This window comes from Azovibrio restrictus DSM 23866, from assembly GCF_000429665.1.
GTDB classification, from domain to species: Bacteria; Pseudomonadota; Gammaproteobacteria; order Burkholderiales; family Rhodocyclaceae; genus Azovibrio; species Azovibrio restrictus.
Window position 1 is genome coordinate 210,911 of the sequence record NZ_AUCH01000003.1, and the last position, 15,295, is coordinate 226,205.

The 15,295-nt window shown below is 65.9% G+C and carries 19 protein-coding genes; 14 read left to right on the top strand and 5 right to left on the bottom strand.

The features are described from left to right. Positions 1 to 3: 3 nt before the first annotated feature. Positions 4 to 561: a thioredoxin family protein gene (locus G474_RS0104675; protein WP_026685965.1), complete on the bottom strand. Its 558-nt coding sequence runs from the start codon at positions 559 to 561 to the stop codon at positions 4 to 6. A gap of 51 nt (positions 562 to 612) precedes the next feature. Here G474_RS0104675 and G474_RS0104680 point away from each other — a divergent pair, with 51 nt between their 5' ends. The 4 genes from G474_RS0104680 to G474_RS0104695 are packed head-to-tail and all read left to right on the top strand — an operon-like array spanning position 613 to position 4,480. After that, a complete protein-coding gene (locus G474_RS0104680) occupies positions 613 to 1,356 on the top strand; it encodes a 16S rRNA (uracil(1498)-N(3))-methyltransferase (RefSeq protein ID WP_026685966.1) in 744 nt (247 codons plus the stop codon). A gap of 4 nt (positions 1,357 to 1,360) precedes the next feature. Further along, entirely contained in the window at positions 1,361 to 2,857 is a 1,497-nt protein-coding gene (pap, locus tag G474_RS0104685) for a polyphosphate:AMP phosphotransferase (RefSeq protein ID WP_043463209.1), read from the top strand. Continuing rightward, entirely contained in the window at positions 2,850 to 4,172 is a 1,323-nt protein-coding gene (argA, locus tag G474_RS0104690) for an amino-acid N-acetyltransferase (protein ID WP_026685968.1), read from the top strand. Before pap ends, argA begins: the two co-directional genes overlap by 8 nt. 35 nt (positions 4,173 to 4,207) lie before the next feature. Next, positions 4,208 to 4,480 carry an oxidative damage protection protein gene (locus tag G474_RS0104695; protein WP_026685969.1) on the top strand — a complete coding sequence of 91 codons (273 nt, stop codon included), beginning with the start codon at positions 4,208 to 4,210 and terminating at the stop codon, positions 4,478 to 4,480. Between the two features lie 65 nt (positions 4,481 to 4,545). Here G474_RS0104695 and G474_RS0104700 read toward each other — a convergent pair whose 3' ends face one another. From G474_RS0104700 to rpiA, 4 genes are all read right to left on the bottom strand, one after another. Further along, positions 4,546 to 4,725, bottom strand: a complete 180-nt coding sequence (locus G474_RS0104700; RefSeq protein ID WP_026685970.1) for a hypothetical protein — start codon at positions 4,723 to 4,725, stop codon at positions 4,546 to 4,548. An 86-nt stretch (positions 4,726 to 4,811) separates the two neighbouring features. Beyond that, positions 4,812 to 5,042, bottom strand: coding sequence for a hypothetical protein (locus tag G474_RS0104705; protein ID WP_026685971.1), 231 nt, complete (start codon positions 5,040 to 5,042; stop codon positions 4,812 to 4,814). Positions 5,043 to 5,227: 185 nt separating this feature from the next. Continuing rightward, the gene (gene phoU, locus G474_RS0104710; RefSeq protein ID WP_043463211.1) at positions 5,228 to 5,950 is read right to left on the bottom strand and encodes a phosphate signaling complex protein PhoU; all 723 of its coding nucleotides are present in this window, start codon (positions 5,948 to 5,950) and stop codon (positions 5,228 to 5,230) included. 68 nt (positions 5,951 to 6,018) lie between these two features. Beyond that, positions 6,019 to 6,693 (bottom strand): ribose-5-phosphate isomerase RpiA, encoded by a 675-nt coding sequence (rpiA, locus tag G474_RS0104715; protein ID WP_026685973.1) that lies wholly within the window; start codon positions 6,691 to 6,693, stop codon positions 6,019 to 6,021. Between the two features lie 115 nt (positions 6,694 to 6,808). On the opposite strand from rpiA, the gene G474_RS0104720 reads away from it, so the two are divergent. The 10 genes from G474_RS0104720 to G474_RS0104765 all read left to right on the top strand — a co-directional run bounded on the left by G474_RS0104720 (position 6,809) and on the right by G474_RS0104765 (position 15,293). Next, the gene (locus G474_RS0104720) at positions 6,809 to 8,860 is read left to right on the top strand and encodes an Hpt domain-containing protein (protein ID WP_026685974.1); all 2,052 of its coding nucleotides are present in this window, start codon (positions 6,809 to 6,811) and stop codon (positions 8,858 to 8,860) included. Then, entirely contained in the window at positions 8,857 to 9,228 is a 372-nt protein-coding gene (locus G474_RS0104725; RefSeq protein ID WP_026685975.1) for a response regulator transcription factor, read from the top strand. Before G474_RS0104720 ends, G474_RS0104725 begins: the two co-directional genes overlap by 4 nt. After that, entirely contained in the window at positions 9,225 to 9,710 is a 486-nt protein-coding gene (locus G474_RS19555; RefSeq protein WP_051281853.1) for a chemotaxis protein CheX, read from the top strand. Before G474_RS0104725 ends, G474_RS19555 begins: the two co-directional genes overlap by 4 nt. 79 nt (positions 9,711 to 9,789) lie before the next feature. After that, positions 9,790 to 11,961 carry a SpoIIE family protein phosphatase gene (locus G474_RS21875; RefSeq protein WP_051281855.1) on the top strand — a complete coding sequence of 724 codons (2,172 nt, stop codon included), beginning with the start codon at positions 9,790 to 9,792 and terminating at the stop codon, positions 11,959 to 11,961. After that, positions 11,958 to 12,509 (top strand): SiaB family protein kinase, encoded by a 552-nt coding sequence (locus G474_RS0104740; RefSeq protein WP_026685976.1) that lies wholly within the window; start codon positions 11,958 to 11,960, stop codon positions 12,507 to 12,509. Before G474_RS21875 ends, G474_RS0104740 begins: the two co-directional genes overlap by 4 nt. Before the next feature lie 7 nt (positions 12,510 to 12,516). Beyond that, positions 12,517 to 12,897, top strand: a complete 381-nt coding sequence (locus G474_RS0104745; protein WP_043463213.1) for a DUF1987 domain-containing protein — start codon at positions 12,517 to 12,519, stop codon at positions 12,895 to 12,897. Beyond that, entirely contained in the window at positions 12,894 to 13,616 is a 723-nt protein-coding gene (locus tag G474_RS0104750; protein ID WP_026685978.1) for a GGDEF domain-containing protein, read from the top strand. The genes G474_RS0104745 and G474_RS0104750 overlap by 4 nt, the downstream gene beginning before the upstream one ends. Then, the gene (locus G474_RS0104755) at positions 13,613 to 13,846 is read left to right on the top strand and encodes a hypothetical protein (protein ID WP_026685979.1); all 234 of its coding nucleotides are present in this window, start codon (positions 13,613 to 13,615) and stop codon (positions 13,844 to 13,846) included. Before G474_RS0104750 ends, G474_RS0104755 begins: the two co-directional genes overlap by 4 nt. A 105-nt stretch (positions 13,847 to 13,951) precedes the next feature. Then, positions 13,952 to 14,614: a PT domain-containing protein gene (locus tag G474_RS19565; RefSeq protein WP_211228052.1), complete on the top strand. Its 663-nt coding sequence runs from the start codon at positions 13,952 to 13,954 to the stop codon at positions 14,612 to 14,614. A 76-nt stretch (positions 14,615 to 14,690) separates the two neighbouring features. After that, positions 14,691 to 15,293 (top strand): 2OG-Fe(II) oxygenase, encoded by a 603-nt coding sequence (locus G474_RS0104765; RefSeq protein ID WP_026685980.1) that lies wholly within the window; start codon positions 14,691 to 14,693, stop codon positions 15,291 to 15,293. Positions 15,294 to 15,295 lie beyond the last annotated feature (2 nt).

Sequence of the window (15,295 nt, forward strand, 5' to 3'; positions counted from 1 at the left end):
GGCTCAGGCCTCCCGCCACTTGATGGAACAGCCGATGGAGGCCTGCTGCTCCCGGGGCCCCTGGCCCGTGCGCGCCACCTGCAGCATGGCTTCGTACAGCTCACGGCGGGCATCCGCCGGACCGGGCTGCCGCCCGGAGGCATCGAGCCGGCCCCGGTACTGGAGCTTGAGTTCGGCATTGAAGCCGAAGAAATCCGGGGTGCACACGGCCCCATAGGCCCGGGCCACGGCCTGGGCCTCGTCGTAGACATAGGGGAAGGGGAAGGCCTGCTCCCGGGCCAGGGCCTGCATGCGCTCGAAACTGTCGTCCGGGTAGGCCACCGTGTCGTTGCTCATGACGGCGATGCAGCCCACGCCCTCGGCCGCCAGGGCGCGGCAGTCCCGCAGCAGCCGGTCCAGGATGGCCTGGACGTAAGGGCAGTGGTTGCAGATGAACATCAGCAGCAGCCCCCGGGGACCCCGGGCGGAAGCCAGACTGTGCAGCCGGCCATCGGTGCCGGGCAGGGAAAAATCGGGAGCGGACCAGCCGAAGTCACAGACGGGGGGATTGAGGGCGGCCATGGGCAAAGAATGCTGGAATTCAGTTGATAGATCGAACCTATAATAGCACCGATGAATTCCCCGAGATTTTTCTGCGACCGCCCCCTGGGACCCGGCGCCCGCCTTGACCTGCCGGAAGCCGTGGCCCGCCACGCGGTGCGGGTCCTGCGCCTGCCTCCCGGGGCCATGATCACCCTGTTCGACGGCCGGGGCGGCGAGTACCCGGCCACCCTGGAATCCATCAGCAAGGACCGGGTGGCGGTCAGCGTCGGCCCCTGGGATCCGGTGGAACGGGAATCGGCCCTGGCGCTGACCCTGGTACAGGCCATCCAGGCTGCCGACAAGATGGACTACACGATCCAGAAGGCGGTGGAGCTGGGCATCAGCGCCATCCAGCCGGTGGCAAGCCGGCGCAGCGTGGTGAAGCTCTCCGGAGAACGGCAACAGAAGCGGGAATCCCACTGGCAGTCGGTGGCCATCTCGGCCTGCGAGCAATGCGGCCGCAACCAGGTACCCCAGGTGGCGCCGGTGCGCCCCCTAGATGCCTGGCTGGCGGAATCGGGACAGACCCAGCCCGGACTCAGGCTGATGCTGGCGCCCGGCGCGGCCCACAGCCTGGAACAGCTGGGACCGGCCAGCCAGGTGACCCTGCTGATCGGCGCCGAAGGCGGGCTGGAGCCCGGGGAAATGGCGGCCGCGGCCCAGGCGGGCTTCATCCCGGTGCGCCTGGGGCCCAGGATTTTGCGTACGGAAACGGCGGGTCTGGCGGCCCTGGCGGCCATCCAGACCCTTTGGGGCGATTTCAAGGGGGAGTAAGCAGATGTTCGAATCGGCAGAGCTGGGCCACACCATAGACAAGGAAACCTTCAAGGCGGAAGTCCCGAAACTGCGGGAGGCCCTGCTGGAAGCCCAGTACGAGTTGCGGGAAAAAGGCAATTTCCCCGTGGTGGTTCTGATCAGCGGCGTGGACGGGGCCGGCAAGGGGGAGACCATCAACGAGCTGTACGAATGGATGGACCCCCGCTACCTGTCCACCCTGGCCTTCTCCGCCCCCAGCGACGAGGAAGCCGAGCGCCCCTTCATGTGGCGCTACTGGCGCGCCCTGCCCCCCAAGGGGCGGATGGGCATCTTCGCCGGCTCCTGGTACTCGATCCCCATCCACCGGCGCATCGACGGGGAAATCGACCAGGCCTTCTTCGACCAGCGCATCGACCAGTTCAACCGCTTCGAGGCGATGCTGGTCAATGAAGGGGCCCTGGTGCTGAAATTCTGGTTCCACCTTTCCAAGGACGGCCAGAAAACCCGGCTCAAGGCCCTGGAAAAGGACCCCCGCACCGCCTGGCGGGTCACCAAGGAAAGCTGGGAGCGGCTGAAGACCTACGACAAGCTCCAGGATGTGGCTTCCCACCTGCTGCGCATGACCAACACCCCCTGGGCCCCCTGGATCGTGGTGGAAGGCACCGACGACCGCTACCGCTCGCTGACCGTGGGCAAGATGATCCTCGACGCCCTGCAGAAACGCCTGGCCGACACCCGGGATCAGAACTACCCGGTCGCCCCCCCCATCTTTCCCAAGATCGACGCCCTGGACGTGCTCACGGCCCTGGACCTGGAGCAGAAGCTCAGCAAGAAGGATTACGAGACCCGGCTGGCCAAGGCCCAGGGCCGGCTGGCCGAGCTGGTGCGCAGCCCGGAGTTCGGCAAGCACTCCCTGATCCTGGCCTTCGAAGGGGCCGATGCAGCCGGCAAGGGCGGCAGCATCCGCCGCATTGCCGCTGCCCTGGATGCCCGTCAGTACCAGATCGTGCCCATCGCCGCCCCCACCGAGGAGGAGCGGGCCCAGCCCTACCTGTGGCGCTTCTGGCGCCACATCCCCAGGAACGGCCGAGCCACCATCTTCGACCGCACCTGGTACGGCCGGGTGCTGGTGGAACGGGTCGAGGGCTTCTGCTCCGAGGCCGACTGGCTGCGGGCCTATGCCGAGATCAACGATTTCGAGCACGAACTGGTGGCGGACGGCGCCATCATCGTCAAGTTCTGGCTGCAGATCAGCAAGGAGGAACAGTTCCGCCGCTTCAAGGAGCGGGAGGACATCGCCTTCAAGCGCTTCAAGATCACCGAGGAAGACTGGCGCAACCGGGAAAAATGGGACGAATACCATCAGGCCGTGTGCGACATGGTGGAGCGCACCAGCACCGGCGCCGCCCCCTGGACCCTGGTGGAAGCCAATGACAAGAACTTTGCCCGGGTGAAGGTGCTGGAGACCGTCTGCGCCCGCCTGGAAGCCGCCCTGAAAGACAAGAAACGCCATGACTGAAGCCAAATCCGCCAACCTGGCCGAATTCGTCTCCTGGTTCCGGCTGGTCACCCCCTACATCAACGCCTTCCGGGGCAAGACCTTCGTCATCGCCTTCGGCGGCAAGGCCATCGCCGGCCCCCTGGCGAAGACCCTGGCCTATGACGTGAACCTGCTCGCCAGCCTGGGCATCCGCCTGATCCTGGTGCACGGCGCCCGCCCCCAGATCGAAGAGGAGCTGCGGGAAAAAGGGCTGGAATCCAAATATCACCGGGGCTACCGGATCACCGACGCGGACACCCTGGACTGCGTCCTGGACGCGGTGGGCAGCGTGTACCTGGAAATCGAGGGCCTGCTCTCCCAGGGCCTGCCCAACACCCCCATGGCCAACAGCCAGATCCGGGTGATCGGCGGCAACTTCATCACTGCCCGCCCCCTGGGGGTGCTGGACGGCATCGACCTGCAATACGGCGGCTCGGTGCGCAAGGTGGATAGCGAAGGCCTCAAGGCCCAGCTGGCCATCGGCAACATCGTCCTGCTCTCCTGCCAGGGCAGCTCGCCCACCGGGGAGATCTTCAACCTGCAGATGGAAGAGGTGGCCGAAGCCGTGGCCATTGCCGTCAAGGCCGACAAGCTGGTGTTCCTCACCGACAGCCTGGGGGTCACCGACCAGGCCGGGGAACTGCTCGACGAGCTGACCGCCGACGCCGCCGCCCAGGTGAAGGAAGCCGAATGGCTGTCCCCCGACCTGCGCCGCTACCTGCCCTGCGCCGTACGCGCCAGCCGCCTGGGAGTGGGCCGGGTGCACCTGATCGGCTACGAACAGGACGGGGCCCTGCTGCAGGAACTGTTCACCCGCGAGGGCATCGGCACGGTGATCTCCCGGGAATCCCTGGAGCGCATCCGGGAAGCCCGGGCCGACGACATCGGCGCCCTGATCGCCCTGATCGAACCCCTGGAAGAGGACGGCACCCTGGTGCATCGCCCCCGGGAGGTGCTGGAGCGGGAAATCGAGAAGTTTTCCATCATCGAGCACGACGGCATGGTGGTGGGCTGCGCCGCCCTGTACGACTACGGCGAGGGGGTGGCCGAGCTGGCCTGCCTGGCCGTGCACCCGGCCCATCGGGAATGGGGCTACGGCGAGCAGCTGATGGAACGCATCCAGGCCCGGGCCCGGGCCGTGGGGGTGAAGCGCCTGTTCGTGCTCACCACCCGCACCGTGCATTGGTTCATCGAGCGGGGCTTCAAGCTCGAAAGCGTGGAAGAGCTGCCCCCCCAGAAGCGCCAGATGTACAACCTGCAGCGCCGGTCCAAGATACTGGTCAAGTCGCTATAATCGCGAAAACCTCATTTGCACCCACGGAGAACACCATGAGCAGAACCGTCAATTGCATCAAACTGGGCCAGGAAGCCGAGGGTCTGGACTTCCCTCCCCTGCCCGGCGCCATCGGCCAGAAGATTTTCGAGAACGTCTCCAAGGAAGCCTGGCAGCAGTGGATCCGCCTGCAGACCATGATCATCAACGAGAACCGCCTCAACCTGGCCGATCCGGCCCACCGCAAGTACCTGATGGAACAGGTGCAGAACCACTTCTTCGGTGCCGGTGCCGACCAGATTTCCGGTTACGTGCCCCCCAAGGCCTGACCCGGCTCAGCCCAGCAAAAAGCCCCGCGTCGCTGCGGGGCTTTTTGTTGGGTAAGACAAGGTAGTCAGGCCTGCTGGCGGTCCAGCTGCAGGCGCAGGCTGCGGCATTTTTCCTGGAGCGCCGCCAGTTGCCGGCGGGCCGCTTCCTGGCTGTGCCGCACGGCCGCCACCTTCTGCTGCAGGGCGGTGATGTTGGTCACGTAGGTCACGAGACAGTCTTTCAGGCTGGGGGATTTCTGTTCCATGCTGGGCTCCGGTATGAGAACGGCACCACTGTGCCGGTGCAACATGACAGGAACGGGACAGGCGGATGACGGTTGCCGCGCTGCCCTCAGCCCAGCCGGGCCAGCACCCAGGTCATGGCAAAGCCCAGGCCCAGGGCCAGCCCCATGCCGGCAAATTGGTGCAGGAAGAACTGGCGGTCCACGAAAGCCAGTTCCCGGGCCAGAAACTCCCCGTAGCGCTCGAAGCGCTCGCAGGGTTCCCCCAGGTCACGACAACTCATGTGCTGATGCTGGCAGTGACGGCAATCGGCCTGCTCATGGTTTTTTTCGCTGTTCATGCTGAACTCCTCGGAAGGGATGACCAGACCCCTATCTCAAGTTTCGTGCCAGGAAAATCGGGGAGAATGGGGCCGGAAAACAGCCCTGGCCCGGGCCTGAGCGCCCCAGGTGAAGGCAGGCACGGCCTGCCGGGGCGCCATCATGGTGCATTGCAGCACCGCCCCGGGGAGGGGCGGCCCGGGGATCAGACCTTGGACAGCTCCTTGTCCAGCTCTTCGGGGGTGGTGTGGCGCACGTTCAGGCCCTTGACCATGTAGATCACGTATTCGGAGATGTTCTTGGCGTGGTCGCCGATGCGTTCGATGGCCTTGGCCACGGCCATGATGTCCAGGGAGCGGGAGATGGTGCGGGGATCTTCCATCATGAAGGTGATCAGCTGGCGCACCACGGACTTGTACTGGCTGTTGATCTCGTCATCCAGGTGCACCACCTGGACAGCGGCCTGCACGTCGAGGCGGGCAAAGGCATCCAGGGCGCCGCGCAGCATCTGCAGGGACTGGTCGGCCATGTGGCGCAGGTCCACGTCCGGGGTGAAGGCGCTGTGCTGGCTGTGCAGCATGGCGCCGATGCGGGCGATCTTCTGGGCCTTGTCGCCGATGCGCTCCAGGTCATTGATGCTTTTCAGCACCGTGATGATCATGCGCAGGTCGATGGCGGTGGGCTGGCGCTTGGCGATCACCTGGTTGCAGGCTTCATCCAGCTCCACTTCCAGCTTGTTGATGTGCACGTCCTCGCGCACCACCAGGTCCATTTCCGCTTGGTCGCCCAGGTACAGGGCACGGATGGCCCGGGACACCTGCTGTTCCACCAGGCCGCCCATCTGCAGGACGCGGGTGCGCAGCTGTTCCAGTTCCAGGTCGAATTGCTTGGAGGTGTGATCCTGCAGGGTGGTACGGGTTTCGGTCATGGCGCGAGCAAGGAGGATGTGGGAAGTGCCAGAGCCTACCGGGGAATTGTTACAGCCGTATTGCAAGCTCAGTTGCGGACTAGGCGCTGCACCCCGGCTGCCGTGCCCAGCAGCAGCAGGTCGGCGCCCCGGGCGGCGAACAGGCCGTTGGTCACCACCCCCACCATCTGGTTGATGGCGGTCTCCATGGCCACCGGGTCGGTGATGGCAAGGCCGTGCACGTCGAGGATCAGGTTGCCGTTGTCGGTGACGAAACCCTCGCGCAGCTTCGGGGTGCCGCCCAGGGCCGCCAGCTGCCGGGCCACCTGACGGGCGGCCATGGGAATCACCTCCACGGGCAGGGGAAAGCGCCCCAGCACCGGCACCTGCTTGGAGGCATCAGCGATGCAGACGAAGGTATCGGAAACGGCGGCCACGATCTTCTCCCGGGTCAGGGCGCCGCCGCCGCCCTTGATCATGCTCATGCCCGGATCGATCTCGTCGGCCCCGTCCACGTAGATGGCCAGGCGCTCCACCTCATTCATGTCCACCACCCGGATGCCAAGCTGTTCCAGGCGCTGGCGGGTGGCCTCGGAACTGGCCACGGCCCCGCCCAGGCGCGCCTTGATGGGGGCCAGGGCGGCAATGAAGAGGTTGGCGGTGGAGCCCGTGCCCACCCCCAGGATGGCGCCGGCGGGCAGATGTTCGGCCACGTGGTCCGCGGCGGCCTGGGCCACGGCTTGCTTGAGTTCGTCCTGGGTCATGGTGGGGCTCACTGGGAAATGAAGAAAACTGGCCGGGATTCTACAGCCTGGGTCATGAGCCTGTAACCGGGGCGCGCTATAAATCCCTCCCCCCCGGAGAAATGGCCTACGACAAATGGAAAAAAGAACCCATGGCTGGCTGGGCAAGTACAAGGAACTGCTTGCCGCCATCACCTTGTTCCTGGTCCTGGACCTGGGCGTGCTGGTGTTCAACACCTTCACCTCCCACCTGATCGAGCGGGACACGGCCCTGATCAATACCGCCGGCGAACTGCGGGTGTACTCCCAGCAGCTCACCAAGTCCCTGCTCACCCTGCGCCAGGAGATGCAGGCCAGCGAGCCGATCCAGAGCAGTCTGGCGGAACTGGGCGAGGCCCACGCGGCCTTCACCAGCGCCCTGGGACAACTGCGCCAGGCAGGCCAGGGCAGCGGCCTGTGGCGGGCCCCCATGGACAGCTCGGGCCAGGAATTACTGACCCAGCTCGACGACTACTGGGGCCCCATCGGGGAAGCCGCCGCCCCCCTGCTGGACAATCAGCACCCGGCCGCCATGGATGTGGATGGCGCCGTGACCAAGGCAGTGAGCCGCAACGTGCGCCTGATGCAGCTGGCCGACGACCTCACCCGGCACCTGGAAGAACAGGCCGTGTCCCGGGCCGCCTGGCTGCGCTACATCCAGGTGGGGGCGATCCTGCTGGCCACCCTGAATTTCATCTTCATCGTCTTCAAGTTCATCCGCCGCCTGCTGGAGAGCGACCGCCAGGCCGAAAGCGCCCGCCGGGAAACCCGGGACATCCTCGACACGGTGCGGGAAGGCCTGTTCCTGCTCGGCCGGGACGGGCGCATCGGCCGGCAGTTCTCCCGCTCCCTGCCCAGCCTGTTCGGACTGCCGCTCCAGGGAGGCCAACCCCTGGAGCCCCTGCTCCAGGAACTACTGGAGGAGGAGCAGCACGAAGCGGCCCGGGATTACATGGACCTGCTCTTCAACCGCAAGGTGAAACCCGCCCTGCTGGAAGAGCTGAATCCCCTCCGGGAAGTGGCCCTGAAAACCCAGGAGGGACGCCGCAAGGGCCCCAGCCATCTGGCCTTCGAATTCACCCAGGTGCAGGAAAACGGCGAGGTCAGCGCCCTGCTGGTCACCGTCACCGACATCAGCCGGCAGATGCAGCTGGCCCGGGAGCTGGCCGTCACCGAAGCCCGGGCCGGTTCCGAGGTGGAAAGCCTGCTGGCGGTGCTGGATCAGGATCCCGAACAGGTGCGCGACTTCCTCCAGGCCGGGGACACCCGGCTCAACCTGGTGAATCAAGCGCTCCAGGACGTGAAGCCGGATACCCGGGCCTACGCGGAACTGATCAACCAGGTGTTCCGGGGCGTGCACTCCATCAAGGGTGAGGCCGGTGCCCTGGGCCTGATGGACATTTCCGCTCAGGCACACCAGTTCGAGGATCTGCTCACGCCCCTGCGGCGGCGCCATGACCTGACCGGCGACGACCTGATTCCCATCGCCTTCCAGGTGGGCGAACTGAGGGAAAAGCTGGCAAGGGTCCAGACCGTGCTCGCCCGGGTGAACCGCCAGCGGCAAACGGAGGTCGGCGCGTCCCATCCCTTTGCCGAGCTGAAGAAGCAGATCGAGCACCTGGCCCTGAAGGTCGCCGAAGACCTGAACAAGAAAGTGCGCATCGAAGTGGATTTCCCCAGCCAGGCCCCGGACCTGGACGAACGCCTGCTGCGCAACCTGCGCGAGATGCTGCCGCAACTGGTAAGGAACGCCGTGGCCCATGGGATAGAGGCCGAAGAGGAGCGGCTGCAGGCGGGCAAGTTCCCCGAAGGTACGGTACGGGTGGAATTCCTCCCGGCTGCGGACGGCAGCCTCTCCCTGTCGGTGCGGGATGATGGACGCGGCATCTCCTGCGCCCGCATCCGCGCCCGCCTGCTGGAACTGGGACACACGCCGGAGCGGGTGCAGGCCATGAGCGAGAAGGAACTGCTGGCCTGCCTGTTCACCCCCGGCTTCAGCCTGCTGGAAAAGGCCCATGAACACGCCGGCCGGGGCGTCGGCCTGGACCTGATCCGCGACATGGCGGCCCGGGCCGGTGCCCGGCTGCGGCTGTCCACCCTGCCCAACACCTACACCCAATTCACCCTGCAGTTCCAGCCCGCACCATGACCCTGAAACTGCTGATCGTGGATGACTCCACGGTGATCCGCAACCGGATCGCCCGACTCTGCCAGGACATGCGCCTGCCCTGCCTGGAAATCGTCGGCCTGGCTGGCGATGGCCGCCAGGCCCTGGCCCTGGCCGAACAATTCCGCCCCCAACTGGTGACCATGGACCTGACCATGCCCCAGATGGATGGCGACGAGTGCATTTCCCGTATCGTCGACCGCCTGCCCGAGACCCGCATCCTGGTGGTCTCCGCCCTGTCTGACAAAGCCACCGCCCTGAAAGCCATCAAGAAGGGAGCCCAGGGCTTCCTGCGCAAGCCCTTCAGTGATGAACAACTGGTGGAATCCTTGCTGGAGCTGATCCGTTGACCGCCCCCACCCCCATCAAGAAGGCCCTCAAACCCGCCGACGTGGAGGTTTTTGCCGAGACCATCGGCCACTACTTCGAACGTATCACCGGCGAAAAGGCCCTGGTGCGCACCGCCTACCTGCTCGAAACCGAAGCGCCCCCCCAGGACGACTTCAACGGCATGATCATCGTGCATGGCAGCTACCAGGGCAGCGTCTGCTTCGCCGCCCCCCGTGGCCTGCTGACCCATGTCCTGATGCGCATGGGGCAGCAGGAATATTCGGACGCGGATCACCTGGACATCGTGGGGGAAATCGCCAATACCCTGGCCGGCCGGGCCCGGCGGGTGCTCGGGGAAGGCCTGGAGATCACCCCTCCCCACACCTACACCCGGGCCGGCCGGGCATTGCCCTCCCCGGCCAGCGGCACACCCCTGGTAATTCCCTTCACCTGGCAGATCTATGCGGCGGTATTGGTGGTGCACCTGGACGTGCTCGGCTGAGGGGCTTCATATTCCGGCAACCTGAACGGCAAGGGGATGTAACTTTGGTCATATAGGCTGGAGGCTGGAGGTATTGCCCATGTCCAGCCCCGCGAGCCTGACCCTGTCCCGCCTGCTCACCGACAATCCGGCGGTGGACCTGATGGCCCGCCTCACCTACCCGAAGAAGATTCAGGTGGTGGGGCTGGTGGCCGGCATCGCCATCCTGCTCCTCACCGGGCAGCTCTTCTTCAGCCTCTCGGGCCAGATCGAGCGAGCCCGCCTGGAGCGCTCCGGCCTCTACCTGGTGGTCCCGGTCCGGCAGATTCTCGAACCCCTGCAGGAGCACCGGGGCCTGGCCCATGCCTATCTCTCCGGCGACGAAGGATTCCGGGCGACCCAGGGCCCCCGGCTGCAACGCCTGCTGGACGAGCGCCGGGCCAGCGTGGACGCGGCCATAGGCGCCGCCGAAAACGCCTTCCAGACCCATCTGCCGGCCCTGCTCCAGGACCGGCGCTGGCAGGAATTCCGCCATTCCTGGCGTGCCGCCGCCCAGGGCAGCGACCTGGAGCCCCGGGCCAGCCTGGAACGGCACAACCAGCTGGTGGCCCAGCTCAATGCCTTGATTTCCGCTGCCGCCGATGCCACCCATCTGTCCGTGGATCCCTATGTGGGCACCTTCTACCTGGCCCAGATGGTGACCCAGAATCTGCCTGCCGTCCTGGAACAGATGGCCCGCATCCGCGACATGGGCACGGGCTTCTATGCCAGCCACTACATCGACCGGGATGACAAGCATCTGCTCATTTCCCTCAACACCATGACCGCTGCCAGCCTGGATGGCTTGCGCCAGACGGTGCAGGACAAGGTGCTGCCCACCATGCCGGAACTGGGCAAGGAACTCACCCCCCGGCTCCAGGAAATGACCCAGGTGGCCGGCAGCGTGGACGCCTTCACCCAGATGAAGTTGATGGGCATGCTGTTCGACTCCAGCCCCACCGCCTTCTTCGGGGCCATGAGCTACGGCGACACGAGCCGGCTGGGAGCCTACGACGTGGGCCCCCGGGATACCTCGCTGGATACCGGCGAACCCATCGCCCCGGGTCCGATCGGCCGGGTCTACGGCACCCTGGATCAATTCACCCGAATTCTCGACGTCACCATCGAGCAGCGCCTCTGGGTGCTCTACCAGCAGCTGGCCCTGAATCTGATCGTCGCCGCCACCGCCCTGATCATCGTCATCTACATGCTCTGGCTGATGTATGTGGCCTTCCCGATCAGGAAACTGATCAGCGCCACCGAACTGGTGGCCGGGGGTGATCTGACGGTGAAGCTGGAGGTGGACCGCAACGACGAGATCGGTCAGCTGTCCCGGGCCTTCAACACCATGACCGAAGCGGTGCGCTATGCCCGGGACAACCTGGAGCAGCAGGTGGCCGAACGCACCGCCGACCTGGCCGCCAAGAACGAGCTGATCATGGACAGCATCAACTACGCCCGGGTGATCCAGCAATCCTATCTGCGCTCCTCCCAGGCCGACATGGCCAGCACCCTGGCCGACTGCGCCATGGTCTGGGAGCCCCGGGACGTGGTGGGCGGCGATTACCTCTACTTCCGCCGCTTCGCCGACGGCTATTTCTTCGCCCTCATCGACTGCACCGGGCACGGGGTACCTGGCGCCTTCATGACCCTGATCATGGCCTCCTACCTGAACAACCTGCTCACCCAAGCCAACCGCCACGACCCGGCGGGCCTGCTGGCGCGCATGAACCAGGCGGTCAAGGGCGCCCTGGGCCAGACCGGAACCGGCGTGGCGGCACCGGAACACGCTTCCGACGACGGCATGGACGCCGCCTTCTGCTGGGTGGACAGCCAGCACCAGCAACTGACCTATGCCGGAGCCCGGACGCCCCTCTACCTGCTGCCCCCGGACGCCCCGGAAGTGCTCCAGTACGACGGGGAGCGCATGGGCGTGGGTTACGTGGCCACCCCCATGGATTTTGCCTGGCGCAACCAGGTCATCGAGCTGCAACCGGGAAGCATCGTCTGCGTCAGTACCGACGGCCTCGTGGACCAGGTGGGAGAAGCCCGGCGCATGGCCTTCGGCAAGAAACGCCTGAAGCAGCAGATGCTCTACAACCGGGGCCTTGCCGTACCCGAGCTGCAGGCGGAAATCATGGCCGAGCTGCACGCCTGGCAGGGCAAGGAAAGCCGGCGTGACGACATCTGCCTGTTCACCTTCCGCCACCAACCCCCTGGAGACTGCCCATGAACCTGGACGACTTCGACCGCTTCCGCCGCCTGGTCAATGACAGCGGCGTCATCTTCTATTACACCGGCTACCTGTCCCACAACATCATCGGCGCCATCGGCGACGCCCTGCGCAGCAAGCTCGAGGCCGAGGACATCAAGGGTCCCACGGCCCGGCGCATCTTCTCCACCTTCATCGAGATGATGCAGAACATCCTCAACTATGCCGAGAACCCGGCCATAGAAGGCGACAAGGCCATCCTGCAGATGGGAACGGTAGCCATCGGCAATGCGGGGGAACGCTTCTTCGTGGTGTGCGGCAACAGCATGGGCGAGGAGCACGTAAGCCGGCTGCGGGGCAAGCTCGAACACATCCGCACCCTGTCCCTGGAGGAGATCAAGCAGGAGTACAAGCGTCGCCTGCGGGAGGAGCCGGAACCCGACAGCAAGGGCGCCGGCCTGGGTTTCCTCACCGTGGCCCGGGACGCCAGCGAACCCATAGAGTTCGACTTTCACGCCGATGCCCGCAACCAGGACATCCAGCATTTCTTCCTGAAAGCCACCATCTGAGGCCCCCATGATCCCCGACCTGTACCTTGCCCCGGAACGGGACAAACCCGAGGTGGACTTCAAGTTCTCCCGCCATCACCTGAGCCTGAAAGGCGAGACCTACCCGGAAAATGCCGCCCAGTTCTACGGCCCCATCCTGGCCGCCCTGCGGGTCTACCTGAACGACACCCGGGGCGCACACATCACCGTGGACATGGACCTGATCTATTTCAACAGCAGCAGCACCAAGATCCTGCTTTCCCTGTTCGAAATGCTTGATCAGGCGGCCCGGGACAACCAGGTGCAACTCAACTGGCACTACGACCCGGAAGACGAAACCGTGCAGGAATTCGGGGCCGACCTGGCCGAGGACTACACCGCCCTGGTCTACAACCCGGTGGCCAAATGACCCCTGACCCGGACGATTTCAACCTCTTCGAAGCCGAGGAGAGCCTGGCGCGCCGCACCGCCGAGCTGCTTGCCGGTCAGACCCTGCCGGCAGAGCTGGAGGCCCCCTGCCGGGAACTGCTGGGCGGCTACAACAAGCTGCTGCGCGAGACCCGGCAACTGATCCGCCTCTCCGACCGGCGCGAACGGGAGCTGAACCGCCTCAACCGCAAGCTCGAACAACTGACCAGCACCCTCGCCTACCAGGCCGAACGGGACCCGCTGACCGGCGCCTACAACAAGGGAGCGGCCACCCGCCTGATCGAGGCGGCCCTGGAACGGGAAGAGTTCGGCCTGCTGCTCTTCGACATCGACTTCTTCAAGCGGGTCAACGACAACCATGGCCACCCCTGCGGCGACAAACTGCTGCAGAACCTGGCAGACCTGGTCCAGGAAAGCCTGGGCCCCGAGGACCGGCTTGGCCGTTTTGGCGGCGAGGAATTCGTGATCATCCTGCGCCAGCCCTCCCTGATCGTCTGCAAGGGCTTCGCCGAACGCCTGCGCCGCCACGTGGAGCTCACCCCCTTTGACGGCGCCGACCAGGTCCTGCACATCACCCTCAGCTTCGGCCTGGTCCTCTGCCAGCCCGGCGACTCCTTCGAAGAGGTCTATCGACGCGCCGACCAGGCCCTCTACGCCGCCAAGCGCAATGGCCGCAACCGGGTCGAGGTCGCCGAATGAGCCAGCATCGCTGCGCCACCTGCCTGAAGCCCCTGGCGCCGCAGCGCGTGCGGGCCGGGGAAATCCTCTGCCCGGACTGCGAAACCCGGTGGCTGCAGCAACTGGCCGCCCGCCCCCTCACGAACGCCAAGCTCGGGGCCGAGCCCCGGCAAGGCCGCCCCCGTCAGTCCCGCTCGGCCGCCAGGCCTGAGCCCAAGCTGGATCAACCAGACAGCCCCGCTTTCCCCTGAGGCCCGCTCCGAAAAGGCAGGGATAAACGCCGCATCATGCCGCACGGATTCCCATAAACTGTATATACTGTTTATTCCGTAATAACCGATAAACAGGAGTCCAGCATGACCGAGCCAGTCACCCCGGCGGCCCCCGCCCCCGCCACCACCCCGGAGCCGGCAGCCCCTGCCGGAACAGCGGCAGGCAAACCCCGGAGCACCAAGGGCGCCGCCGCCAAGCCTACCGCCAAGCCTACCGCCAAGCCTACCGCCAAGCCTACCGCCAAGCCTACCGCCAAGCCCGCCGCTAAGCCCGCCGCCGGAACCCGCAAGCCGCCCGCCAAGGCAGCGGCTCCGGCGGCCAAACAAAGCACCAAACAAGCCGCCGCGACAGCCACACCAAGCACCACCGCTGCAAAGACCGTGAAGGCTGCCCCCAAACCTGCCGTCGTCCCCAAGCCCCCCCGGCAGAAAACCCCGGCGGCGCCCAAGTCCGCCAAGCCGGTAAAGGAGGAAAAAGAGGTGAAAGAGGCCGCCAAGCCGGAAAAGGTCAGCAAGCCGAAGAAAGCCAAGCTGATACGCGACAGCTTCACCATGCCCGAGCACGAATACGCCGCCCTGGGCGAACTGAAGAAGCGCCTGCTGCCCCTGGGCGTGGCCGCCAAGAAGAGCGAGCTGCTGCGCGCCGGCGTCGCCCTGCTGGCCAAGCTCGACGACCAGGCCCTGGGCGCCGCCCTGGCAGGGGTGGAAGTGATCAAGACCGGGCGCCCCGCCAGGAACAGCAAGTAAGGAAACAGCCCCCGGGCCGCCTCCTGGCCCCGGGGAACTGGCTGCTAAACTCCCGCTTTTTGCCCGGGAGTCATGAATGCCCTGTTTCGATAGTGCGGTGGAAGCCATCCACCAGAAAGGTTATTTCGTCGGCGAGCAGTTCTGGCCAGCGTCCGAGGCGCTGGCCATGACTGCAGCCTGCCAGGAACTGAAGCGGCAGGAACGCTTTCGCCCCGCCCGCATCGGCCGGGCCCAGGAAAAGCAACGCCACGAAGCCATCCGCAGCGACCTGATCTGCTGGCTGGACAGCGATCTCCCCGCCCCCCTGCAGCATTACCTGGACGCCCTGGAGGCCTACCGCCAGCAGGTGAACCGGGAGCTGCTGCTGGGCCTGGACCACGTGGAAGTCCACGCCGCCTACTATCCCCCGGGCGCCCACTACGGCCGGCACCTGGACCGGCACCGGGACGATGATGCCCGCACCCTCACCGCCATCCTCTACCTGAACCCGGACTGGCAAGCCGAAGACGGCGGCCTGCTCAGCATCGACCTGCCCGACGGCAGCCAGGCCACGGTGCTGCCCCGCCTGGGCACCTTCGTGTCCTTCCTCTCTGCCGAATTCCCCCACGAAGTGCTGCCCACCCGCCGGGACCGCCTGACCCTGACCGGCTGGTACCGCCGCCGGGGCAGCCCCTTCTGAAG